17 protein-coding genes are annotated in these 23,649 nt (G+C 71.7%); 9 read left to right on the top strand and 8 right to left on the bottom strand.

Annotation, left to right across the window (positions count from 1 at the left end; genetic code table 11):
* Positions 1 to 84 precede the first annotated feature (84 nt).
* Entirely contained in the window at positions 85 to 1,734 is a 1,650-nt protein-coding gene (pgm, locus tag ACWEN6_RS16445; protein ID WP_452570930.1) for a phosphoglucomutase (alpha-D-glucose-1,6-bisphosphate-dependent), read from the top strand.
* A 253-nt stretch (positions 1,735 to 1,987) separates the two neighbouring features.
* Here the strand turns inward: pgm and ACWEN6_RS16440 are convergent, their stop codons facing one another.
* The gene (locus tag ACWEN6_RS16440) at positions 1,988 to 2,635 is read right to left on the bottom strand and encodes a hypothetical protein (RefSeq protein ID WP_452570929.1); all 648 of its coding nucleotides are present in this window, start codon (positions 2,633 to 2,635) and stop codon (positions 1,988 to 1,990) included.
* Positions 2,636 to 2,807: 172 nt separating this feature from the next.
* On the opposite strand from ACWEN6_RS16440, the gene ACWEN6_RS16435 reads away from it, so the two are divergent.
* Positions 2,808 to 3,533, top strand: a complete 726-nt coding sequence (locus tag ACWEN6_RS16435; RefSeq protein ID WP_452570928.1) for a response regulator transcription factor — start codon at positions 2,808 to 2,810, stop codon at positions 3,531 to 3,533.
* 73 nt (positions 3,534 to 3,606) lie between these two features.
* Entirely contained in the window at positions 3,607 to 5,484 is a 1,878-nt protein-coding gene (locus ACWEN6_RS16430) for a HAMP domain-containing sensor histidine kinase (RefSeq protein WP_452570927.1), read from the top strand.
* A 104-nt stretch (positions 5,485 to 5,588) separates the two neighbouring features.
* Here ACWEN6_RS16430 and ACWEN6_RS16425 read toward each other — a convergent pair whose 3' ends face one another.
* From ACWEN6_RS16425 to ACWEN6_RS16405, 5 genes are all read right to left on the bottom strand, one after another.
* Positions 5,589 to 6,266 carry a uracil-DNA glycosylase gene (locus tag ACWEN6_RS16425; protein WP_452570926.1) on the bottom strand — a complete coding sequence of 226 codons (678 nt, stop codon included), beginning with the start codon at positions 6,264 to 6,266 and terminating at the stop codon, positions 5,589 to 5,591.
* 103 nt (positions 6,267 to 6,369) lie between these two features.
* A complete protein-coding gene (locus ACWEN6_RS16420) occupies positions 6,370 to 7,272 on the bottom strand; it encodes a carbohydrate ABC transporter permease (protein WP_452570925.1) in 903 nt (300 codons plus the stop codon).
* Entirely contained in the window at positions 7,269 to 8,819 is a 1,551-nt protein-coding gene (locus ACWEN6_RS16415) for a carbohydrate ABC transporter permease (RefSeq protein WP_452570924.1), read from the bottom strand. The genes ACWEN6_RS16420 and ACWEN6_RS16415 overlap by 4 nt, the downstream gene beginning before the upstream one ends.
* A gap of 11 nt (positions 8,820 to 8,830) precedes the next feature.
* Positions 8,831 to 10,156 (bottom strand): ABC transporter substrate-binding protein, encoded by a 1,326-nt coding sequence (locus ACWEN6_RS16410; protein WP_354916398.1) that lies wholly within the window; start codon positions 10,154 to 10,156, stop codon positions 8,831 to 8,833.
* Positions 10,157 to 10,239: 83 nt separating this feature from the next.
* On the bottom strand, positions 10,240 to 11,499 hold the full coding sequence (locus tag ACWEN6_RS16405; protein WP_452570923.1) for an ABC transporter substrate-binding protein: 1,260 nt from the start codon (positions 11,497 to 11,499) through the stop codon (positions 10,240 to 10,242).
* A 132-nt stretch (positions 11,500 to 11,631) separates the two neighbouring features.
* On the opposite strand from ACWEN6_RS16405, the gene ACWEN6_RS16400 reads away from it, so the two are divergent.
* The 4 genes from ACWEN6_RS16400 (at position 11,632) to ACWEN6_RS16385 (ending at position 16,401) form a co-directional block, all read left to right on the top strand.
* Positions 11,632 to 12,138, top strand: coding sequence for a PadR family transcriptional regulator (locus ACWEN6_RS16400; RefSeq protein ID WP_354841717.1), 507 nt, complete (start codon positions 11,632 to 11,634; stop codon positions 12,136 to 12,138).
* Positions 12,139 to 12,171: 33 nt separating this feature from the next.
* Complete coding sequence (locus ACWEN6_RS16395) at positions 12,172 to 12,942, top strand: ABC transporter ATP-binding protein (RefSeq protein WP_452570922.1); 771 nt, start codon at positions 12,172 to 12,174, stop codon at positions 12,940 to 12,942.
* A gap of 156 nt (positions 12,943 to 13,098) precedes the next feature.
* On the top strand, positions 13,099 to 15,381 hold the full coding sequence (locus tag ACWEN6_RS16390; protein ID WP_452570921.1) for an FtsX-like permease family protein: 2,283 nt from the start codon (positions 13,099 to 13,101) through the stop codon (positions 15,379 to 15,381).
* A 165-nt stretch (positions 15,382 to 15,546) separates the two neighbouring features.
* Complete coding sequence (locus ACWEN6_RS16385; protein ID WP_452570920.1) at positions 15,547 to 16,401, top strand: SAM-dependent methyltransferase; 855 nt, start codon at positions 15,547 to 15,549, stop codon at positions 16,399 to 16,401.
* Positions 16,402 to 16,586: 185 nt separating this feature from the next.
* On the opposite strand, the gene treS is transcribed toward ACWEN6_RS16385, so the two are convergent.
* Complete coding sequence (gene treS / locus ACWEN6_RS16380; RefSeq protein ID WP_452570919.1) at positions 16,587 to 18,275, bottom strand: maltose alpha-D-glucosyltransferase; 1,689 nt, start codon at positions 18,273 to 18,275, stop codon at positions 16,587 to 16,589.
* A 306-nt stretch (positions 18,276 to 18,581) separates the two neighbouring features.
* Positions 18,582 to 20,321, bottom strand: coding sequence for an asparagine synthetase B family protein (locus ACWEN6_RS16375; RefSeq protein ID WP_452570918.1), 1,740 nt, complete (start codon positions 20,319 to 20,321; stop codon positions 18,582 to 18,584).
* 114 nt (positions 20,322 to 20,435) lie between these two features.
* On the opposite strand from ACWEN6_RS16375, the gene ACWEN6_RS16370 reads away from it, so the two are divergent.
* Together ACWEN6_RS16370 and ACWEN6_RS16365 are read left to right on the top strand one after the other, a co-directional pair.
* On the top strand, positions 20,436 to 22,610 hold the full coding sequence (locus ACWEN6_RS16370) for a hypothetical protein (protein ID WP_452570917.1): 2,175 nt from the start codon (positions 20,436 to 20,438) through the stop codon (positions 22,608 to 22,610).
* 568 nt (positions 22,611 to 23,178) lie between these two features.
* Positions 23,179 to 23,520: a VOC family protein gene (locus ACWEN6_RS16365; RefSeq protein ID WP_452570916.1), complete on the top strand. Its 342-nt coding sequence runs from the start codon at positions 23,179 to 23,181 to the stop codon at positions 23,518 to 23,520.
* Positions 23,521 to 23,649: the final 129 nt, after the last annotated feature.

The following is a 23,649-nucleotide window of genomic DNA, read 5'->3' as shown; positions in this document are numbered from 1 at the left end:
TCCATGAGCGGCGATTCCCGGATGAACGGGATCTCGCGCGGGTAGTGCCCCCCTGACCGTAGAGCGGTGAGACGAGGAGTTCTCATGGTGCACGAGCGCGCTGGGCAGCCGGCGCAGGCATCCGACCTGGTGGACGTGGCCCGTCTCGTGACGGCGTACTACAGCCTGCGCCCCGACCCCGGCCGCGCGGAGCAGCGGGTCTCCTTCGGCACCTCGGGCCACCGCGGGTCCTCACTGGCCACGGCCTTCAACGAGGAGCACATCCTGGCCACCAGCCAGGCCATCTGCGAGTACCGCGCGGCACAGGGCACCGACGGCCCGCTCTTCCTCGGCATCGACACCCACGCGCTCTCCGAGCCCGCCCGGGTCTCGGCCCTGGAGGTCTTCGCCGCCAACGGCGTGACGGTCCTGATCGACGACCGGGACGGCTACACCCCGACGCCCGCGGTGTCGCACGCCATCCTCACCCACAACCGCGGCCGCACCTCCGGCCTGGCCGACGGCGTGGTGGTCACCCCGTCCCACAACCCGCCCGCCGACGGCGGCTACAAGTACAACCCGCCGAGCGGCGGACCGGCCGACACCGACGCCACCTCCTGGATCCAGGACCGGGCGAACGCCCTGATCGCCGACGGCCTGAAGGAGGTCCGCAGGATCCCCTACTCGCGAGCCCTGGCCGCCGACACCACCGGGCGGTACGACTTCCTCGGCGCGTACGTCGACGACCTGCCCTCGGTGATCGACGTCGAGGCGATCCGCGGCGCGTCGGTGCGCATCGGCGCCGACCCGCTGGGCGGCGCCAGCGTCGCGTACTGGGGCGAGATCGCCGAGCGGCACGGGCTCGACCTCACCGTGGTCAACCCCGAGGTCGACCCGTCCTGGCGGTTCATGACGCTCGACTGGGACGGCAAGATCCGCATGGACTGCTCGTCGCCGTACGCGATGGCCTCGCTCATCGCCGGCCGGACGGCCTTCCAGGTGTCGACCGGCAACGACGCCGACGCCGACCGGCACGGCATCGTGACCCCCGACGGGGGGCTGATGAACCCCAACCACTACCTGGCCGTCGCCATCTCCTACCTGTGGGCCCACCGCCCCGGATGGCCGTCGGGCGCGCGGGTCGGCAAGACCATGGTCAGCAGCGGCATGATCGACCGCGTGGTGGCCGACCTCGGCCGTGAGCTGTACGAGGTGCCGGTCGGCTTCAAGTGGTTCGTCGGCGGGCTGCTCGACGGCTCGCTCGGCTTCGGCGGCGAGGAGAGCGCCGGCGCGTCCTTCCTGCGGCGCGACGGCTCGGTCTGGACCACCGACAAGGACGGCATCATCCTGGCGCTGCTGGCCTCGGAGATCGTCGCGGTGACCGGCCGGTCCCCGAGCGAGCACTACGCCGACCTGACCGCCCGGTTCGGCGACCCGGCGTACGCGCGGGTGGACGCGCCCGCCACCAGGGCGCAGAAGGCCGTGCTCGCCCGGCTGTCGGCCGGCGACGTCACGGCGGACACGCTCGCCGGCGCCCCCGTCACCGCCGTGCGGAGCGCGGCCCCCGGCAACGGGGCCGCCCTCGGCGGGATCAAGGTCGCGACGGCCGACGCCTGGTTCGCCGCCCGCCCGTCGGGGACGGAGGACGTCTACAAGATCTACGCCGAGTCCTTCAAGGGCCCCGAGCACCTGGCCGAGGTCCAGGACGAGGCCCGCGCCCTGGTCGGCGCCGCCCTCGACCGCGCCACCCTCTGAGGACCCGCCTGCCTGAGGACCCGCCTGAGGACCCGCCCCCCTGAGGGCCCGCCCCTCTGGGGGCCCGCCTGAGGACCCTCAGGGGCCTTCGTCAGGGCCGGCGCGCGGGCCGGGTGCCTGCCCGCGCGCCGGGGTCACGCGGCCTGAAGTGGCGCACGCCTGAACGGGTCACCTGACCTGAACGGCCGCGCGGGCCGGAATGATCTCATGGCCTGAACGGCCGCGCGGCCGGAAGGTCACGTGGCCGGAGGGGTCACGCCGGGCCGGGGGTGATGGCCGCGCCGCCGCCGAAGCCCTTCGCCCGGCACTCGTTCTGGATCTCGTCGATGTCCACGTCGTCCCCGGGGAGCTCGTCGTAGGTCCAGCCGAGCGCGTTGGGGTCGGAGGCGGGGGCCGGGACCAGGTGGACCTTGAAGCCGTGGTCCTGCATGCACTTCACCTGGACGCGCACGGAGGCCGCGTAGTGGGGGTTCTGCTTGGGGTCCAGCTCCGGCGGCAGCAGCGGGACCTTGTCCTGGCACGCCTTGCGCGCGGCCTGGTAGGCGGACTCCTGGGCCGGGGTGTACGTGCCGGCGCTCTGCGGCATCCCGTTGTCCTTCAGGCACTCCGCGTACGCCTTGCGGTACCTGTACACCTCCTCCGTGGTGCTGTCGAGGCGGAGCTGGGGACGCTTGCCGTGCGCGTCCCCGGCGCGCGGCGCGGCGCTCGACGGCGCGGACGCGGCAGGGGCCGCGGCCGGGCCTGCGGAGGCCGCCACCGGGGCGGGGCGGGGGTCGCGTGCGGCGGCGGAGGCGTCCGCGCAGGCGGCGGTCACCAGGCACAGTCCGGCGAGCGTCGTCGCGGCGAGCGCGCCGCGCCTCGCCGGGCGGCGGCGGAGCTGGGTGGGAGCGGTGTGATTCATGGGGCAGACCCTGCACGCCGGATATGAGGAACCTGTCAGGGACCGATCAGCTTCCGGTGGCGCCGGCCGAATGTCAGGAAGGTGTCAGCAGGTGGTGGTCATCCTGTGAGCTGCGGGAGGGCCGTGACGAAGCGGGGGAAGGGCGCGGGCCGGCTCGCCTAAGCTCGGCGATATGTGCGCTTATGTCGTGGTCGCGGAGGACGACGTCAAACAGGCCGAGCTGGTCCGCCGCTATCTCGAACACGAGGGCCACGAGGTCGTCGCCGTGCACGACGGCCGGGCCGCGCTGGACGCCGTCCGCGACCGCGCCCCCGACCTGCTCGTACTGGATGTCATGATGCCCAAGGTCGACGGGCTCGACGTGTGCCGCGTGCTGCGCGCCGAGTCCGACCTGCCGGTGCTGATGCTGACCGCCCGCGCCACCGAGGACGACCTGCTCCTCGGCCTGGATCTCGGCGCCGACGACTACATGACCAAGCCGTACAGCCCGCGCGAGCTGATGGCCCGGGTCCGTACGCTGCTGCGGCGCACCCGGGCGGCGGCCGCCGCCGCGCCGTCGCCGGCCGCCGCCCCGCCGCTGCGCGCGGGCGGGCTCAGCGTGGACCCGGCCCGCCACGAGGTGCGCGTGGACGGCGCGCCCGTCGAGTGCACTCCAGGGGAGTTCCAGCTGCTTGAGCTGATGGCGTCCCAGCCGGACCGGGTGTTCACCCGGCAGCAGATCCTCGGCCACCTGCACGGGTTCGACCGCTACATCACCTCCCGCACGGTCGACGTGCACGTCATGAACCTGCGCAAGAAGATCGAGCCGAACCCGCGCGCGCCCGTGCGGCTGGTCACCGTCTACGGGGTCGGCTACAAGCTGGCCGCCGTGGGCGGGCGGTCACCGGGCGATGCCTGAGGCGCCCCGCGTGATCCGGCGAGGCGGCCGCGTGCCGCCCGAGGCGGGGCGGGCGGCACGGGAGACAGGCAGGGTGACGCCTGAGGCGGGCCGGGTCGCACGCGAGGTGCCGCTGCGGCGGAGCCTGCTGGTGCGGCTGCTGGCCGTCTCGGTGCTGGTGTCGCTGTGCTCGATCGCGGCGACCGCCTGGCTCACCGTCCGCAGCACGAGCGTCGCGATCAGGCAGGAGCAGGGCCAGGCGCTGGCCGACGACGCGCGGGTGTACGACGCGCTGCTCGGTTACGCGGCCGGCCACACCTCCTGGGACGGCGCCGGGCCGACCGTGGCCCGCCTGGCGTCGCGCATCGGACGCCGGATCACGCTGACCACCGAGGACCGCAGGACCCTCCTTGACTCCGACCGCGGCCCGCTCACGCTGCCGGCCCGCCCGGCGGCCGTCATCGAGCCGCTCGCCATCGACACCGCCCTCGCCGACACCGCGCTCGCCGCCGGCGCGTCGTCGGGCCGCATCGACCCGCGCGCAGTCGGCCCGTTCCGGCTGCCCGCGGGGGAGCGGCGGCGGCTCCGCGCCGCGGCCGAGCAGCGGGTGAGCTGTCTGCGCACGGTGTTCGGCGCCCCCGCGGAGATCGTGTACGGGCCGAGCGGCCGCCCGCGCGTGGAGACCCACGACGTCGGCCCCGGCCTCGGCACACGGTGCGGCAGCCAGGCGCTGGACAGGCCCACCCCGACCGAGGCCGCGGCGCTCGGCCGGCTCACCGGGCTGGTCAACACCTGCCTGGCCCGGCGCCGGGCGCCGGAGGTGCGGCTGGGCCTGGACTTCACCTGGACCCCGCTGCCCGGCCCCGCCCCGCAGATCCCTCCCGCGCGGGTGGCGGCGGTCGCGCGCGCCGCGTCGAAGGCGGGCGCCGCCCCGGTGCCGGGCGAGTACGTGCCCGGGTGCATCGCCGCGAGCCGCCGCGAGCAGCTCGCGCCGTACGTGGCGCCGACCGCCCTGCTGTTCGTCAGCAGCCGCGGCGCGGACGCCTCGACGATCTTCGATCTGTCCCCGGCCAACCAGACGCGCATCGCCGGGGTCGCCGCGCTGGTGCTGCTGACCACCGTGACCGTGACCGCGCTGGCCGGCGTCCGGCTCGTCCGGCCGCTGCGCGCCCTGACCGGCGCGGCGCGGCGCATGGAGCAGGGGGACGTCACCGCCCGCGTCGCGGTGACCGGCGGGGACGAGATCGGCGCGCTCGCGGCGGCCTTCAACGCCATGTCCGAGCGGCGCGAGCGGCTGGAGGAACTGCGCACGGCGATGGTCAGCGACGTCGCCCACGAGCTGCGCACCCCGCTGAGCAACATCCGCGGCTGGCTGGAGGCGACCCAGGACGGCATCGCCGACCCCGACGGGGCGCTGGTGTCCTCGCTGCTGGAGGAGGCCCTGCTGCTCCAGCACGTCATCGACGACCTGCGCGACCTCGCCGAGGCGGACGCCGGCGAGCTGGCGCTGCACAAGGAGCCCGTCGAACCGGCCGACCTGCTGGAGCAGGTGGCCACCATGCACCGGGAAACGGCGCGGGCGGCGGGCGTCACGCTGTCGACCGAGGTGGACGGCGAGCCCGCGCTGGTCGCCGACCCGGTGCGGCTGCGCCAGGCGGTCGGCAACCTGGTGTCCAACGCGGTGCGGCACACCCCCGCCGGGGGAACGGTCGGCCTGCGCGCCCGCGGCGGGGACGGGCAGGTGGTGATCGAGGTCGCCGACACCGGGTGCGGCATCGCGCCGGAGGACCTCGCGCGGGTGTTCGAGCGGTTCTGGCGCGCGGACAGGTCGCGCAACCGGCGCACCGGCGGCAGCGGGCTCGGCCTCGCCATCGTTCGCAAGCTCGCCGAGGCGCACGGCGGCTCGGCCACCGTCGTGAGCGAGCCGGGCGCCGGTTCGGTCTTCACCCTCCGGCTCCCGGCCGGCGGCTGACCCGGACGAACCCCGCCCGCCGTGGCAGGCGGGACGGGGGTCACCCGGCCGGATGGCTGAGGGCAGGGGCGGTCAGGGGGCGGGATCGCGGGAAGGCGTGGCCGTCAGGGGAGCTTCCACTCGACGGGGGTGGCGCCCTGCTGCTCCAGGAGCTGGTTGGCGCGGCTGAAGGGCCGGCTGCCGAAGAAGCCGTTGCGGGCCGACAGCGGGCTCGGATGCGCGGACTCCACGCACGGCACCGGGCCGAGCATCGGCTTGAGCGAGCGGGCGTCGCGGCCCCACAGGATGGCGACCAGCGGGGTGCCGCGGGCGACCAGGGCGTGGATGGCCTGCTCGGTGACCTGCTCCCACCCCTTGCCCCGGTGGGAGGCGGGCTTGCCGGGGGCGACGGTGAGCACCCTGTTGAGCAGCAGCACCCCCTGCTCGGTCCAGGGCGTGAGATCGCCGTTGGAGGGCTGCGGGTGGCCGAGGTCGGCGGTGTACTCCTTGAAGATGTTGACCAGGCTGCCCGGGATCGGGCGCACGTCCGGGGCCACCGAGAAGCTCAGGCCGACGGGATGGCCCGGCGTCGGGTAGGGATCCTGCCCGACGATGAGCACGCGCACCTGGTCGAAGGGCTGCTGGAAGGCCCTGAGCACGTTCTGCCCGGCGGGGAGGTACTGCCGGCCCTCGGCGATCTCCTGGCGGAGGAAGTCGCCGAGCGCCGAGATGCGCTGGGCGACCGGCTCCAGGGCGGAGGCCCACCCGGACTCGACGACTTCGGTTAATGGACGAGCGGTCATGCCGGGATCTTAGCCGCGTGGCGGCGCCCCCGAGTGCCCTTCCCGGCCGACCGGCGAGCCCGGGTGCCCGTCTGCCCCCGCGAGACGGGCACCCGGAGGGCGGTCACTTCACCGAGCCGGCGAGCAGGCCCTGGACGAAGTACCGCTGGAAGGAGAAGAACAGCACCAACGGGATGATCAGCGACAGGAAGGCGCCTGGCGCGAGGATGTCGACGTTGGTCCCGAACTGCCGCATCTGCGACTGCAGCGCCTTGGTCATCGGCTGGGCGTCGGTGTCGGCGAAGACCAGCGCGACGAGCAGGTCGTTCCACACCCACAGGAACTGGAAGATGCCGAGGGAGGCGACCGCCGGCTTGGCCAGCGGGAACACCACCGTCGCGAAGATCTTCCACTCCGCCGCGCCGTCCATGCGCGCGGCCTCCAGCAGCTCCTTGGGGATGCCGACGAAGAAGTTGCGCAGCAGGAAGATGGCGAACGGCAGCCCGAACGCGACGTGGAACAGCACCACGCCCGGGACGGAGCCGAAGATGCCCACCGCCCCGTACATCTTGGCGATCGGGATCAGCGCGATCTGGATCGGCACCACCAGCAGGGCGATGACCACCATGAACAGCGCGTCGCGTCCGGGGAACTCGATCCAGGCGAAGGCGTACCCCGCCATGGCGGCGAACCCGATGACCAGGATGGTCGCGGGCACCGTGATCGCCACGGTGTTCCAGAAGGACGAGGTGAACCCGGTCGCCAGCAGGTTGCCGTAGTTCTCGAAGGTGAGCTGTGCGGGCTTGGTGAAGAAGGTCCACCATCCGCTGGAGTTGTTGTCGGTGTCGCCGCGCAGCGACACCACCAGCAGGCCCAGCGTGGGCAGCAGCCAGAACAGGGCCAGCACGATCAGGACGAGCTGGACCAGCCCGCCGCCGGCCCGGTCGATGATCCGGGAGAGCATCCCGCGCCGGAGCGCGCCGGCGTTGCTGGTCGTGCCAGGCTGGGACGCGGTGAGGGTCGTCATGCCTGCTCCCTCCGGAACCGCCGGATATTGATGATCATGAATGGCAGGACCAGCACGAGCAGGAAGATCGCCAGCGCGCTGCCCAGTCCCTGGTTCCCGCCGCCGCCGAAGGAGACCCGCCACATCTCCAGCGCGATGACGTTGGCGTTCGGCTGCACCGATCCCGGGGCGATGACGAAGACCAGGTCGAAGACCTTCAGGGTGTTGATGATCATCGTTACCAGGACGACGAGCAGCACCGGGGACAGCAGCGGGATGGTGATGCGGCGGAACACCTGCCACTCGGTCGCGCCGTCGATGCGGGCCGCCTCCAGGGCGTCACGCGGGATGGCCGACAGGCCCGCCGCGATCAGCACCATGGCGAACCCGGCCCACACCCAGATGAACGCGCCGATGATGGCCGGAGTGATCAGTGCGGGGCCGAGCCAGGTGAGCCCGCCGAACGGCTGGGCGAAGTTCGACTGCGGCAGTCGCACCTGGTAGGAGCCCGCGGGGAGCCCGGAGAAGTGGAAGGTGCCGTCGGCCGCCGTCGTGGCGGTGGCCTTGACCGCGCCGCCCGAGACCGCCTCGACGGTCACCTCGGGCATGCCCTTCTCGTTGCCGTCGATTTGGTTGACCGTCCCCCCGCCGGGGGTGAAGTCCAGCCAGACCGTGCCGGACAGCTCTCCGGGCGCGGCGGCGGCGGGCTTGGCCTTGGCGGCGCCCGCGGGCAGGGCGTCCGGCTTCATGCCCACCAGCGGGATGATGACCTGCTGCCCCGCCTGGGCGGGCTGCCGGGTGAGCACCGCGCCCTTGTCCGCCACCACCGGCGCCTGGTCGTTCTCCCGGGGACGCGCGCCGGGGTAGCCGCTGCTGGAGGCGAACACGTCGTGCACCGAGGTGATGATGGCGTTGGCGACGCCCTTGTCGGGGTCCTGCTCGTAGACCAGGCGGAAGATGACGCCGGAGGCGAGCAGCGACACCGCCATGGGCATGAACACGACCAGCTTGAACGCGGTCGCCCAGCGCACCCGCTCGGTCAGCACCGCGAAGATGAGGCCGAGGACGGTGACCAGGCTCGGGGCGACGACGACCCAGATCAGGTTGTTCCTGATCGTGGTCAGGGTGCCCGAGTCGCTGAAGATGGCGCCGTAGTTCGAAAGGCCGACGAACGTGCCGCCGTTGGCGTCGTACAGGCTGCGGATGATGGAGTAGATGATCGGGTAGACCACCCAGGCGCCCAGCAGGACGAACGCCGGGAGCAGGAACAGCGCGGCCGCCTTGGGTGAGGGGCCGAGGTTGCCCGAGCGGCCGTAGGCCACCTTGGGCGCGGCGTTGCCCGTGGCGAGCTCCGGCGGCGCGGCGCTCGTCGTGCCGTCCTCACCGGAGGCCACGTCCTCGAGCGCGGGATGCGCTTTCCCGGCCGGTGCGGCGGGGGCGGTCCGGTCGTTCGCCGTGGTCTGTTCCGGGGTCTCTTCTGGGGTCTCTTCTGGTCCGGGGGAGGCCCCGCGGGCGACGACCTCGTCGTCGCCACGCGGGGTCTGCGGGCCGTCCAACCGTTCGGTCACGGCCTGCGTCCCTACTTCTTCCAGGCCTTGGCGGCGTCGGCCTCGAGCTTCTCCTGCGCGCCCTTGATGTCCTTGGGGTCGCGCAGGAAGTCCTGCAGGTCCTTCCACTCGCCCTTGCCGTCGGTGCCGCCGAAGGCGCTCGGCGCCAGGTCGGACATGTCGTACCGGACGGCCTCGCCGGCCGAGATGATCGTCTGCGCGAGCTGCTTGGTCAGCGGGTCAGGGTAGTTGTCGGGCGAGACGTTGCGGTTGGGGGACAGGTAGCCGGGGTTCTTCGCCCAGATCGAGCCGCCCTCGGCGGAGGCGAGGTACTCCAGCAGCGCCATGGCGCCCTTGGAGTCCTTCATCGCCACCGCGACGTCGCCGCCGAGCACCACCGGGGCGGTGTCGCCGGCCTTCGGGAACGGCATGATCTTGGCGTCCTCGCCGACCTTGGCGCCGGACTGGACGGCCGAGGAGGCGACGAAGTCGGCCTCGATCACCATGGCGGCCTTCTTCTGGCCGTAGACCTGGGTGGCGCAGGTCGGGAAGTCGGTCTGCAGGGCGCCGGAGGAGCCGCCGAGCATGAACTCCTTCTTGCCGAAGATCTGCGCCATCTTCTCCAGCGCGGTGGTCACCGAGGCGTCGGTCCACGGGATCTCGTGCTTGGACAGCTTGTCGTAGTTGTCCGGGCCCGCGGTGGAGAGGTAGACGTTCTCGAACAGGTCGGTGAGCGTCCAGCCGGAGGCGGCGCACAGCGCGAACGGGGCGGTGCCGGAGTCCGCCAGCGTCTGGGCGGTCTTGGTGATCAGCTCGTCCCACGTGGTCGCGGGCTGGGCGCCGGCGTCGTCGAAGGCGGGGGCGCGGTACCAGATCATGGACTTGTGCGCGGCCTTGACCAGCACGCCGTACACCTGGCCGCCGGCCGAGCCGAGGCTCTTCCAGTACGGGGTGTAGTTCTGGTCGATCTGGGCCTGCACCTCGGTCGACAGCGGCTTCAGGGCCTTTTGGTCGGCGTACTGCTGCACCAGGCCGGGCTGCGGCAGGACCGCGACGTCCGGCGGGTTGCCGCCCTGGATGCGCGGGCCGAGGTAGGCGCCGGTGTCCTCGCCGGTCGAGGCGTAGGTCACCTTGGCGCCGGTCTTCTCCTCGAAGGCGGTGAGCACCTTCTGGAAGTACTTCTGCTCGTCGCCGGTCCACTTGGCCGCGATCTCGATCGTCGTCCCCGCGAGGGACTTGGCGGCCGGGGCGCTGCTGCCGCCGGCGCTGGCGGAAGGCGTGGTCTCGCCGGACTGACCGCCGCACGCGGTGGCCGCGAGCATGAGCCCGGCCACCACCGCAGTCGTCTTGGCACGCATGATGGTGCTACCTCCTGTTGAGGCCCAGAAAGCGAATATCGGATTTTTGGGATGAAGGGATGCGCGGGGGGATCGCCCCCGCTCTATGGGGTGCGAATGATCTCGCTGAGCTGTTGCTTCAGGGTCGCGACGGTCTCGTCGCTGGGTTTCCTGAGGTTGAGCGCGTCGGAGACGGCGCTCGAGATCACCAGGCTGACCTGGTCGTATTTGGAGGAGACCGGCCGGGGCCGGGCGGACATGATGCTCTGCTTGAGCACCGGGAGATACGGATAACGCCTGATGAGGGCCGGGTCGTCGTACAGCTCGGCCCATACCGGGGGGAAGGAGCCCTCGGTGAGCACGCTGCGCTCGTTGGCCAGGCCGGTGAAGTAGAGGATGAAGTCCAGTGCCGACTTCTGGTGCTTGGAGTAAGCGCTTATGGCCAGGTTGAGCCCGCCGAGCGTGCTCGACCCCGGCCCGTCGAGGCCGGGCAGCCGGGTCACCGCGAACTTGCCGGCGATGCTCGACCGGGTGGCCGGCCCGTACGCGTGCGGCCAGTTGCGGGCGAACAGCAGCTTGCCCTGCTGGAACGCCAGCCGGGACTCCTCCTCCTTGTAGGAGAGGGACTCCTGCGGGATCCAGCCCTGGCGCAGCCCGCCGACCAGGAAGTCCAGCCCTGTGGCGGCGGTACGGAGGTCGAGGGTGACCCTGGTGCCGTCCGGGCTGAGGATCTCGCCGCCCGCCGACTGCACGGCTTCGGCGTAGTTGACGGTGAGGCCCTCGTAGGGCAGGAACTGGCCGGCGTAGCCGTCCAGCTTGTACTTCCTGCCGAGGCGGACGGCCTGCTCACGCAGCTCGGCCCAGGTCTTCGGCGGCTTGAGGTGCTCGGCGGACAGGATGTCCTTGCGGTAGTAGAGCAGCCCCGCGTTGCTGGTGTAGGGCACCGCGTAGAGCTTGCCCTGGTACAGGGCGGTGTCCACGACCGGTTGCAGCAGCTTGTCCAGGGGGAACATGCTGCGGTCGAGCGGGACGATCCAGCCCGCGTCGGCGAACTCCGCCGTCCAGACCACGTCCAGCCCGAGCACGTCGTAGCGCTCGCTCCTGGCCTGGAGGTTGGCCACCATCTGGGCCCGCTGCTCGTCGGCGGCCTCGGGCAGCTCCAGGAGGCTGACCTGCTCCTTGGGATGCTCCCGGTTCCACTTGTCGATGAGGGGCTGCATGTAGCCGGTGGTGTCGCGCCCGGTGGCGAAGGTCATCGGCCCGGTGCCGTCGGTGCCCCCGGTCTGCACCGCGTCGCCCTCGCCCAGCCCGGCGCAGCCGCTGACCAGCAGCGCTGCGACGAGTACGGGGGCCAGGCGGCGCAACGTGTCCTCCGGATGTTGATTGGGTTACATGCGTGTTATGTAGATGCATGCATGTTATGCATAGCGATAATGTGGACGTCAACGGATTGGTCCGTAACACATAGGTAACGCGAGGCCCGAGGGAGGTGGGGCGTGCGGCTCCAGCTGCTGGCGCTCCTGGCGAAGGAACCTGCCCACGGGTACGAGCTGAAACAGGCGCTCGAACAGATCTTCGGCACCGCCTACCCGTCGCCCAACATCGGGCAGATCTACGTCACCCTCGGCAGGCTCGAGAAGGACGGCCTGATCCGCAGCGTCGACGTCGAGCAGTCCAACCGCCCGAACAAGAAGGTCTACTACTGCACCGCCCAGGGCCGCGAGGCGCTGGACGAGTGGGTCGACTCGCCCACCGAGGGGCCGCGGGTGAGGGACGAGTTCTTCATGAAGCTCGTGCTCGCCCCCATGACCGGCATCGCCGACCGCATGGCGCTGATCAACCGGCAGCGCCGGCATTACCTCGCTATCATGCGCGATCTGGTAGAACTCGCCGAACAGACCGATCAGGACAACCGCCCGGCGCACCTGCTGATCGAAGGCGCCATGCTCCATCTCCAGGCGGATCTCGACTGGCTGGAGCGCTGCCAGGAGGATCTGCTCTGACGAAGTGAACCAAGGAAAAGTGGTGAGTGACCAGTGACCACCGCGCCCCCCGGCCCGCCCCACCCGGCGACGCCCGCGTTGCACACGGTCAACCTGGTGAAGATCTACCAGACCGGCGGCCTGCCGGTGCCCGCCGTACGGAGCGTCGACCTGCGGGTCGAGCGCGGGGAGTTCGTGGCCATCATGGGGCCGTCGGGCTCGGGCAAGTCGACGCTGGTCCACATGCTCGGCGGCCTGGACACCCGCACCAGCGGCGAGATCTGGATCGACGGCCATCGCGCCGACACCCTCAACGAGAGCGCCTGGGCCATCCTGCGCCGCCAGAAGATCGGCTTCGTCTTCCAGTTCTTCAACCTCGTCGACAACATGACCGTCGCCGACAACGTCGAGCTCCCCGCCCTGCTGGCCGGCGCGTCCCCCAAGCACGCGCGCGAGCGCAGGGAGTACCTCCTGTGCGAGCTGAACCTCACCGACAAGGCCGACTCCGCGCCGGGCCGGCTGTCCGGCGGCGAGCAGCAGCGCGTCGCCCTCGCCCGCGCGCTCGCCAACCAGCCGCAGGTCCTGCTGGCCGACGAGCCCACCGGCAACCTCGACAGCCGCAACACCCGCGACGTTCTGCGCCTGCTCGGCCAGGTCCACCGGCAGGGCCAGACCATCGTCATGGTCACCCATGACGCCCGCGTCGCCGGCCTGGCCGACCGGGTCGTCACCCTCCTGGACGGCCAGGTCGTCGACGACGGCGCCATCGCCCCGGTCCGCCGCCGCAAGGGCGGCCCCGGCGACGTCGTGGAGCTGCGCGGATGAGAGGAGCTGGGATCTCTTCTTTCGTCCGAGGGAATGATCGCCATGAGCACGGGCGAGGCCGCGCCGGCGATCTAAGGGAGGAAGGCGGAAGTGCGAGGACCGAGTGCTTTCGGCTGACGACCGCAGATCGCCGGCTCAAGGGCGGTCTCGCCCCGCGTGAGCGGAGCGAGCGCCATTAACACGGCTGAGAGGCGGTGGATCAGGGCCGACCTGCGGGCGCGGCGGGCGCAGGCGGTGCTCACCGTGCTGGTGGTCGCCGGCATCGTCACCGCGCTGATCACCGCCGCCACCCTGCTGGAGGACGGCACCAACCCGTGGCGGGGCCTGTTCACGCGGGGCAACGGCGCGCACGTCTGGCTGCACACCAGGGACGCCCCGGACCCGGCGGCGCTCAAGGCGCTGGACGGCGTCACCGACGTGGCGGGCCCGTACCGCAGCGCGCCCGCGACGCTCGTCCAGGGCGGGAAGAAGACGCCCGTCGCCCTGCAGGAGATGAGCGCCGTCCTGCCCTCGGTGGGCCGGCCCGTCCTGCGGGAGGGCCGCTGGCTCGACCCGGGAGACGCCAACGGCGTGGTCGTCGAGCGCTCCTTCGCCCGCGCGGCCGGGCTGCGCACCGGCGGCCCGTTCACGGTCATCGGCCTGAACGGCGCCACGCACGGCCTGCGGGTGATCGGGCTGGCCGAGAGCGGCGACCAGGGCTTCTACCCCGAATGGACGCCGGGCGTCGCCTGGACCCTGGCCGCGACGCTGGAGCAGGTCGAGCCGGCGCTCGGGCGCAGCGAGTCGGTGACCGGCCTTCGCCTGGCCGACCCGGACGACACCTCGCTCATCGTCCAGCGCACGATCACCAAGCTGGCCGGCCAGGTGCAACGCGTGTCGACCTGGCGCGAGGTACAGGCGTCGATGGAGCTGGACAACCGGCTGCTGGGCGTGCTGCTGGCGCTGTTCGGCGTCGCCGGGCTGGTGGCGGCGGCGCTGGCCATCGCGAACGCGACCGGCGCGCGGGTGCTCACCCAGCGGCGCGACATCGCGACGCTCAAGTCCCTCGGGTTCACCCGCCGCCAGGTCGTCCGCATGCTCGTCGTCGAGCACGGCACTCTGGGGATGGCCGGCATCGCGGCCGGGGTGCTGATCGGCCGGCTGATCACCGCCTACGCGCTGGCGGACACGGTGGTGGTGCCGCTGTCCTCGGCGCCGCTGCTGGCGATCGCCTTCGGCACGGCGCTGGTGGTGCTGATCGCCGTCTGGCTGCCCGCCTGGCGCGGCGGCCGCACGCCGCCGCTCCCGGCCGCGCCGGTGACCCCGCCGCGCGGCCATCTGTCGCGCATGGCCCGCCTGGCGCTGCTGGTACGGCTGCCGCCGGCGCTGGTGCTCGGGGCCAGGGACGCCTTCACCCGCAGGCTGCCGGCGCTGCTGACGGCGTTCGGGCTGGCCATCCCGATGATGCTGATCACCATCGGTCTCGGCGTCTGGGCGACGCTGGACGGCTTCAAGGCCCATCCGGAACAGGTCGGCCAGGCCGCCGTCCTGACCGTCCGGCCGGGGAGCGTGCCCGCGACGGACGCCGGCCAGCGCGCGCTGGCCGACGCCGACGTGGTGGCGGCCTATCCGGGGACGGAGGTCGACGCGCTGGTCCCCGGGCAGACGCGCACGGTGCGCACCCGCGCGCTCGGCACGGTCACCGACCCCTACCCGTACTCGGTGGTCGAGGGCCGGCTGTACCGCGACCGGGGCGAGGCCGTGGCCGGGCAGGGCCTGCTCGACCTGCTGCACGTGCGCATCGGCGACCGCACCCGGCTGACCATCGGCGGCACCCCGCTGATCGTCCGCATCGTCGGGCGGGTGCTGGAGCCCGAGCAGGACGGCGAGGTGCTCTCGGTGCCGCTGGACACCCTGGCGCCCAAGGACGCGCTGCCGCCGCAGTACTACAGCCTGGCGCTACGGCACGGCGCCGAGCCGGCCGGCGTGCGCGCCCGCCTGCAGGAACAAGGCCTTGAGGTGTCGCAGGCGGTGAACCCGGCCGACCGGCTGTCGGTGATCCGGGTGATCATCGTGGCGCTCGTCGCGGTCCTGGCGTTGCTGGGACTGGCCAACCTGCTGACGGCGAGCGCCGTGGGGCTGCGCGACCACGCCCGGGACCTGGCGGTGCTGAAGGCCATGGGCCTGACCCCACGCCAGGTCATGGGCACGCTGGTGACCGGCACGGGGCTGCTGGTGGCGCTCGGCGTCGGCGTGGGCGCGGCGGCGGGGGCGCTGGTCTCCTCCGGCCTGATCGACCTGCAGGGCGCGGCCAGCGGCATCGGCGCGGGCATCGGACGGGCGCCCGGGCCGGCGACGCTGCTGCTGGCCATGGTCACGGCCATCGGGGCGTCCCTGCTGGTGGCCCTGATCCCCGCCCGGAAGGCCGCCCGCGCCAGGGTCCCGGTGACCCCGCGTTAGAGCGGGTCCCGCGACTCGATCGCCGGTGGCCACCCTTTCTTCCCCGACCTCGGGAGGTTATCGGTGACTCAGTGGCGATATCCGGATAAATCTGGTTGTGCGCGCTAACATATGCCTCGATCCCGGTGCGTCTCGCGGGCCGGTGGAGACAGGGTGGGGATGAGCGTGTCCGATCGTGAAGACTGGAACTGGGCCAAAAGCGACGATGCCGCTCTGCCGCCCGAAATAGACACCTCCAAGCCGAGTATCGCCCGTGTTTACGATTTCTTCCTGGGCGGTAAGGACAACTTCGCCGTCGACCGGCAGATCGGCGAGATGACGCTGCGCATCGTCCCCGACGCCAAGGAGGCCGGCAAGGCCAGCCGGCGGTTCCTGCGACGGGTCGTGCACTACTTGGCCGCCGAAGAGGGCATCCGCCAGTTCATCGATCTCGGATCCGGCCTGCCCACCCAGGGCAACGTCCACCAGATCGCCCAGGAGGTCGACCCGGCGGCGCGCGTGGTCTACGTGGACAACGACCCGATCGTCCTCGCGCACGGCCGGGCACTGCTGGCCACCAACGACACCACCACCGTTATCCAGGCCGACGTCCGTGAGCCGGAGGCGATCTACGCCAACGCCACGCTGCGGAAATTCATCGACTTCAGCGAGCCGGTCGGCCTGCTGATGTTCAGCATCCTGCACCACCTGAACGACGACGAGGACCCGTGGAGCATCGCCGCCCGGCTGCGCGACCCGCTCGCGTCGGGCAGCTTCCTGGCCATGTCGAACTTCTTCGACGCGCAGGACGAGCACCCCGAGTCGCACAAGCAGGCCGAGATCATGGAGAAGGTCTTCAACGAGCACCTGGGCACCGGAAGGTGGCGTACCCGCGAGGAGCTCATGCGCTTCATCGGCGACTTCGAGCTGCTGGAGCCCGGCCTGGTGCCGCTCGCGGACTGGCGCGCAGAACCCGGGGAGTCCTGGGAGCGCTCGGCCACCTACTACACCTTCAGCGGCGCCGTCGCCCGCAAGCCGTAACCCGCCGCATCCTGGGACGGCCGGCGCCCTCGCGTCGGCCTCGTCTTCGACGAGCGCGGGCCGGGGCCGTCACCGGCGGGGCCGTCACCCGCGGGCTCGTCACCCGCGGGCCCGGCGCCCGAGGCCGGTCCGCCTCAGAGTGGGAGAAGGCGTCGGCGCTTCTCCCACTCTTTCAGGGCCGTCTTCTAAGGGCGGGTGAGTGAGAACCAGTAGAAGCCGTGCCCGGGCAGCGTCAGCAGGTAGGGCAGCTCGCCGATGACCGGGAAGCTCACCCCGCCCCGGCACTCGACCGGCGTCATGCCCGTGAACCGGCGCAGGTCCAGCTCGACCGGCTGAGGGTGCTTGGAGAGGTTGTTCACGCACAGCATGCGGTCGTCGCCCTCCTCGCGGACGAAGGCCAGCACGCTGTAGTTCGGCGACCACAGCTCGGTGTAGGCGCCGGTGCCGAACACCGGGTGCTCCCGCCGCACCGCCAGCATCTTCCTGGTGAAGTGCAGCAGCGACGAGCCGCTCTTCATCTGGGCCTCGACGTTGACGGCCTGGTAGCCGTAGATCGGGTCCATGACGGCCGGCAGGTACAGCCGTCCGGGGTCACCGCCGGAGAAACCGGCGTTGCGGTCCGGGCTCCACTGCATCGGCGTGCGGACCGAGTCGCGGTCCTCCAGCCAGATGTTGTCGCCCATGCCGATCTCGTCGCCGTAGTACATGACGGGGGAGCCCGGCATGGACAGCAGCAGCGCGGTGAACAGCTCGATCTGGTCGCGGTCGTTCTCGAGCAGCGGCGCGAGGCGGCGGCGGATGCCCAGGTAGGCGCGCATGCGCGGGTCCTTGGCGTACTCCGCGTGCATGTAGTCGCGCTCTTCCTCGGTCACCGTCTCGAGGGTCAGCTCGTCGTGGTTGCGGAGGAAGATGCCCCACTGGGCGTTCTCCGGGATCTTGGGGGTGCGCGACATGATCTCGGAGATCGGCTCGCGCGACTCACGGCGCACCGCCATGAAGATGCGCGGCATCAGCGGGAAGTGGAAGGCCATGTGGCACTCGTCGCCGCCGGTCGTCGGGTCGCCGAAGTACTCCACGACGTCCTCGGGCCAGCCGTTGGCCTCGGCCAGCAGCACCCGGTCGGGGTACAGGCGGTCCACCTCGGCCCTGACCCGCTTGAGGTAGGTGTGGGTCTCGGGCAGGCCGGAGCAGGCCGTGCCCTCGCGCTCGAACAGGTAGGGCACCGCGTCAAGGCGGAAGCCGTCGATGCCCAGGTCGAGCCAGAACCGCAGGACCTCCAGCATGGCGTCCTGGACGGCGGGGTTGTCGTAGTTCAGGTCGGGCTGGTGGTGGAAGAACCGGTGCCAGTAGTACTGCCCGCGCACCGGGTCGTAGGTCCAGTTGGACTCCTCGGCCCCGATGAAGATGATCGGCGCGTCGGGGTAGCGCGTGGGGTCGTCCGACCAGACGTAGAAGTCGCCGTAGGGGCCGGTGGGGTCGTGCCGGGACGCCTGGAACCAGGGGTGCTTGTCGCTGGTGTGGTTCATCACCAGGTCGGTGATGATGCGCAGGCCCCGCTTGTGCGCCTGCTCGATCAACTCCACGAAGTCGGCCAGGTCGCCGAACTCCTGGAGGATCTTCATGTAGTCGGCGATGTCATAGCCGCCGTCGCGCAACGGCGACTCGTACAGGGGCAACAGCCACAGGCAATCGACGCCCAGCCACTGCAGGTAGTCGAGTTTCTCGATCAACCCGCGCAGGTCGCCGGTGCCGTCACCGTTGGAGTCACGGAAGCCGCGGACCAGAACCTCGTAGAAGACGGCTCTCTTGTACCACCGGGGGTCGGATGAGATGAAGTCTTCGGAAACGGATTCCGGGCATGGTGAAGCGCTCATAGGTATCGCTCGCATCAAGGGAGTAGGGCGGTAGAACACACAGGGGCTCGCGCCGACGGAGCCGTCATCCCTGCGGCTCCCGCCCGACGCCGTCACCGAAGGGGTGGCTCGGTGCTCAGCGTGTTTCGGCGCTGTTTCGCCGAAGACTAGCAGGCCATTAGGGTCCCTCGAAGTCGATCAGCGGAGGTCACCCAGCGTGCCAACCGCGTAATCGACCGCACTCCCTCGAATGCTCGCGTATTTCGGCCGCCACCCTCCGTGTCCCCGCTGATGGGACGCGGAATTCGCCGGTATTGGTGAAACGGTTCACAATGTCTGCGCCCACGGTGGCGTGAGGTCGCCCAGCGCGTCCTCGTAGTCGGTCAGCCAGGAACCGAAAAGCACCAATCCACGGAGCCAGAACCGCGAGTTCCACGACCCGAACGCCGTCAGGGCGTCCGGGCCCCGCTCGACCGCCTCCAGCATCGGGCCCGACATCAGCCCGGGGACCGTCGCGGCCTTCACCAGCATGCGGTGGTTCCACTCGCGCGCGGCCGGGCCGTTCGAGCGCAGCGGCACCCGCCGGTGCGGCAGCGCCCCGTTGGTCGACGGCAGGGCGGCGACCCGCCGGTTGGCCGCCGTCAGGATCTCCCGGTAGAACCGCCCGCCCTCCTTGCGGTCCACCGGCACCGAAAGGGCGGCGTCGAAGAGCTCCGGGTGCAGGAACGGGAAGACCGGGGTGATCTCCGGGCCCACCAGGTTCACCGGGGAACGGGCGATGCCGCGCGCGGTGCGGGTGTGCAGCACGCTCAGCGGCAGCTCCGAGCGGTGCCCGCGCAGCATGGACGTCGCCTGGCCGAACGCCGCGCCCACCCGGTCGTCCACGAAGGCCAGCGCCCGGTCCGACAACATCGGGACGTGCGGCTCGCCGGTCGCCAGCGCGGACAGCAGGGCGGCCTGCCGGTCGGCCGAGGTGCCCGCTCCCACGGCGTCGGCGGTGATGAGGAAGTTCTTCATCAGCGGCCCGCCCGCCAGCCCGTCCACGACCGCCCGCCCCGCCCGGTGCACCTCGCGGGCGAAGGGGGAGTACCAGGCGTGGTGGCTGGTCAGGTACTCCAGCCTGCGCGCCGCCCACCGCGCCTCGCCGGGGTAGGCCGCGGCGTCCTGCGGGACGACCCGGTGCGGGATGCCGAGCTCGCGGGTGACGTGGCGGGCGAAGTCGATGTCGTTGTCCAGCCCGTCGTCCGGGCTCGTCGTCCAGGACACCACGTCCATCTTGCGGGCCACCGCCACCGAGGCGAGCAGCCGCGAGTCGTACCCGCCGCTCACCGGCACCAGCAGCGGCCGGTCGTCGAAGGGCTTGAGCGCCTCGTGCAGCAGCGCGACGATGTCCCCTCCGGTGACGCCCCGGTCGAAGGGCTCCTCGCGCACCCAGCGGGGGGCGCGCCTGTCCACGCCGATCCTGCGCGCGGAGCGGGACCACACCAGGGCGGTCGCGCCGGGCAGCCGCCTGACCTGCCGGTAGGGGGTGTCCTCCAGCAGCGGATAGGTCAGCTTGAAGATGGCCGCCCAGGCGTCCCAGTTCACCTCGTGCGGCCGGCGGGCCAGGGCCAGCAGCGGCTCGATGTTGCCCGCGAAGTAAACGGCGTCGCCCTCGGGGCCCGGCTCGGTCAGGTAGTACACGTCGATCAGCCCGAAGGCGCCGGTGTGCAGGGTCACCGTGTCGGGCTCGTCGATCAGGCCGGGCGTCTCCCACGTCTCGGCCACCGCCCACCACGGCATGGCGCCGGACGGCCGGCCCTCCGCCCACGCGAACCGCGCCCCGCCGCTCGCCGGGGGTGCGAGGGCGGCGTCCTGCCCGGCGTCCTGGCCGGTGGGCGGTCTCGGCGGGGCCGCGTAGGGGGCCACGGGGGCCGAGCTCAGCAGGGCGGCCCCGGCGGCGCGGTACACCTCGCGCACGGCCGGGCCCGCGCCGGCGAGCAGTCGCAGCCGGTCGGGGTCGTAGGCGCCGATGGCGCCGCAGACGTACGGCCGCGCGGCGTACTCCGGCCACTTCCCGTTGCGCACTGTGACGTCTCCCCTCAGCGAGTACCTGCCGAGTGTACGGACTTGCGGCGGTTCGAGATGGTCGGGCCGGATCTGCGATTATTCTTGCTCGACGTCTGGGGACACGGTGATGGCATGAGTGAAGAGTTGGAGAGCACCCGTCGGGCCCTCGAAGCGGCCGTGGCGGCGGCTTCGGGCGCGGCCGAGCTCACCCGCCTGCTGGCCGACTACCAGGAACGGCTCGCCCGCGCCGCCGTCTCGGAGGCCGAGGCGCTCACCCGCCTGCGCGAGACCGAGGCCAGGCTGAAGACCGCCGAGCGGCAGGTCGCCCAGCTCGCCAAGAACCTCGCCGAGCAGCAGTACCAGACCGAGGTCGCCCAGTGGCGCCTTGAGTCGGTGCAGGCCAGCCGGTGGTCCAAGCTCGGCGACGCCATCCACACCAAGAACCCCGGCGAGGTCGCCCGCACCCTGCGCGCCCCCGTCGGCAAGCGTCCCGCGCCCAGGCGCTCCGACTTCGCCCCCACCCCGCCCGCCGTCGAAGCCGCGCCGGTGGCGGCCGTCACGCCGCAGACCGCCGGCCCCGAGGTCTCCACGGCGATGGCCGAGGGCTTCGTCGTGCCCAAGGGCCCGCTGACCCGGCCGTACCTGACCGTCGCCGCCATCGTGGACCGGCAGTCCGAGGCCCTGTTCCGGTACGAGTGGCGGCAGGTCACCAACTTCGGCCCGGACAACTGGCAGGCCATGCTCGACCAGCACCGGCCGCACCTGCTGTTCGTCGAGTCCGTCCAGGCCGGGCCGCGCCAGGGCAACGGCGGCCGGTGGCTGGAGGAGCTCGCCGGGCGCTCCCGCGGGCTGCGCGACCTGGTCGAGGAGTGCTCCCGCAGGGGCATCCGCACGATCTTCTGGCACTCCGCCGGCCCCGTCTCGACCGCCGTCCCGATGGCCTCTTACTTCGACCACGTGCTCGCCACCTCCGAGGCCAGGGCGCGCGAATGGCGCGCCGCGCTGCGCCACGACCGCGTCGGCATCCTGCCGCACGCCGTGCAGCCGCGGGTTCACAACCAGATCCCTGCCGCCGAGGGACGGCACGGGGTGGGCCTGCTCGGCACGGCCACCGAGGCCGCAGAGGTGCCGCCGGAGGCCGGGTGGCGGCCGCTGGTCACCCCCAAGGCCACCTACGACGACCTGCTGACGGCCTACCGCGCCGTGTCGATGGTGCTCGCCGGGCCGGACGCCGACGCGCGGACCGTCGAGGAGGTCTCCGCCTGCGGTACGCCGATCATGCAGCTCACCGCCCCGGTCGACCAGGCGTCACTGCCGGCGGCGCTCGACTCCGTCCGCGACTACCTCGCCGCCGAGGCCGAGTGCGCCTCCGAGGCCCACCTGGCCTGGCGCTCCACCGTGCCGGTGACCCCGCTGCTCGACCCGATCCTGCACACCGCCGGGCTCGCCTCGGTGCGCAACTCCGCCGCCGTCACCGCCATCGCCGCCGTCTTCGGCGCGGCCGAGCTGGACAACCTGCTGGCCCAGCTCGAACGCCAGGCCCACGCCCCCGGTCAGCTCGTCATCGTCACCGACGGCCTGGACACCGCCGTCGTGGAGAAGGCCGTCCGCGACCGCCTCTCCGGCATCCAGCGGTCCGGACACCCCTTCGGCGACCCCCCGGTGACCGGCTCTCCCGAGACGGCGCACTCATCCGGAAAGACGGACCTGTCCGAGACGGCCCACTCGCCCGAGAAGGCGGGTCTGTCCAAGACGGCCCACTCGCCCCGGAAGGCGGGCCTGTCCGGGGTGGCCGGCTCGCCGGGATTCGAGGACCTGATCGTCCGTGCGGCCGGCTCGCCCCTGACCCGGGGCGCCGCGCTCGACCGCGCACTGCGCCTGGCGGACGGCGACCTGGTGGCCGTCCTGGACCCCCGCGACCTGTACGGCGAGCACTACCTGGCCGACCTGTCGCGGTACTTCGCCGCCGTCGACGCCGAGATCGTCGGCAAGGCATCCTTCTACGCGCACATCGCCGGCACCGGCGCCACCCTGCTGCGCCAGCCCGGAGCCGAGCACCGCTTCCTGCCCGAACTCGGCGGCGCCACCCTGCTCGCCCGCCGTCCCGCCCTGGTCGAGCTCGGCATCGCCGATATGTCAGAGGAATGGGACGAGGTCCTCATGCGGCAGTGCCGCACCGACGGCGTCCGCGTCTACTCCGCCGACCGCTTCTCCTACCTCTGCCGCCGCCCCTCCACCGAAGGCCGCCTCCTCACCTCCGCCCACTTCGAAGGCTACGTCCAACCCCACCCTCTGGCCCTGATCTAGCCGCTTCCAGGCATGAGGTCCTCCCCTACGCGCGCTGCGCGCACTCCGTCTCGGGCTGTGTCCCCCAGGGGGCTCCGCCCCCTTCGACCCCCGATCGGCACCCTGTGAGGCGGATCCGCGCTCCGCTCGCATGGCGTCATGCTGGACCCGTGCGGTGATCGGCCATCACGACCTGCCGTCTTGAGGAACGGGCTCCAGTCGGTCGCTCTGCTCGGCGGCGGAGCGCTGGGCGGCGTCCTAGGGCCTTGGCTGGTGTTGTTCCGCCCTTTCACGCCTATGCCTCGGGTGGCTCCGTCCTTCGACTGGCTGAGCAGCGTTACGGGATCTGTCTGAAGGAACGCGGTGGAGAAGGAAGGGCGACGATGAGTGGCTATGTGCGATAGCGGACATTCGGTCAGAGCATGTCGGACGTGCAGGTGGAGAGAAGGCCGTGCGATCCGGCAAGCAGGAGCTCCTCGCCGAGGTTCGCGGTCACCGGCTCGCCGAGATTCGCCGTAGTCGTGGCTGGCCCTGCTCTGACCGCACATCGCGGGGCCCGACTGTCGTAGTCGGTTCCTATCATCGCGGCATGGCTCTCGACCTGTTCGCCGGAATCCCGGTCACCCACTACGCGGCGGCGCTGGAGTGGTACGAGCGACTGCTGGGTTCCCCGCCGGCGTTCTTCCCGAACGACACCGAGGCCGTGTGGGAACTGGCGGAACATCGCTACGTGTACATCGAGGCCCGCCCGGAGCACGCCGGGCACGCCAGGAACACGCTGTTCGTCGACGACCTCGATTCGCGCGTCGCCCAGATCGCCGAGCGAGGGCTCGATCCCGCGGCTCGGGAGACCTACTCGAACGGGGTCCGCAAGATCACCTATCGCGACCCGGACGGCAACGAAACGGCCTTCGGCGGCGCCTCGGCCTGAACGACCCGACCGCCGGCGGCGGGTGCTCACGCTCCTTCATCAGACCTCGTCCGGGTCGATGCCGCTTCGGCGTGTAAAAAATTCTGTACATGAGGTCAAGGATGACTTACATTGGAGGTGTCAAAGATT

This window comes from Sphaerisporangium sp. NPDC004334, from assembly GCF_053602655.1.
Note: the sequence above shows the minus strand (reverse complement) of the source record. Positions and strands in the feature narration are given on the sequence as shown.

Bases quoted from the DNA above. Each gene is read 5' to 3' on its own strand.
- pgm (WP_452570930.1), top strand. From the start codon at position 85: ATGGTGCACGAGCGCGCTGGGCAGCCGGCGCAGGCATCCGACCTGGTG.
- ACWEN6_RS16440 (WP_452570929.1), bottom strand. From the start codon at position 2,635: ATGAATCACACCGCTCCCACCCAGCTCCGCCGCCGCCCGGCGAGGCGC.
- ACWEN6_RS16435 (WP_452570928.1), top strand. From the start codon at position 2,808: ATGTGCGCTTATGTCGTGGTCGCGGAGGACGACGTCAAACAGGCCGAG.
- ACWEN6_RS16425 (WP_452570926.1), bottom strand. From the start codon at position 6,266: ATGACCGCTCGTCCATTAACCGAAGTCGTCGAGTCCGGGTGGGCCTCC.
- ACWEN6_RS16420 (WP_452570925.1), bottom strand. From the start codon at position 7,272: ATGACGACCCTCACCGCGTCCCAGCCTGGCACGACCAGCAACGCCGGC.
- ACWEN6_RS16410 (WP_354916398.1), bottom strand. From the start codon at position 10,156: ATGCGTGCCAAGACGACTGCGGTGGTGGCCGGGCTCATGCTCGCGGCC.
- treS (WP_452570919.1), bottom strand. From the start codon at position 18,275: ATGAGCGCTTCACCATGCCCGGAATCCGTTTCCGAAGACTTCATCTCA.
- ACWEN6_RS16370 (WP_452570917.1), top strand. From the start codon at position 20,436: ATGAGTGAAGAGTTGGAGAGCACCCGTCGGGCCCTCGAAGCGGCCGTG.
- ACWEN6_RS16365 (WP_452570916.1), top strand. From the start codon at position 23,179: ATGGCTCTCGACCTGTTCGCCGGAATCCCGGTCACCCACTACGCGGCG.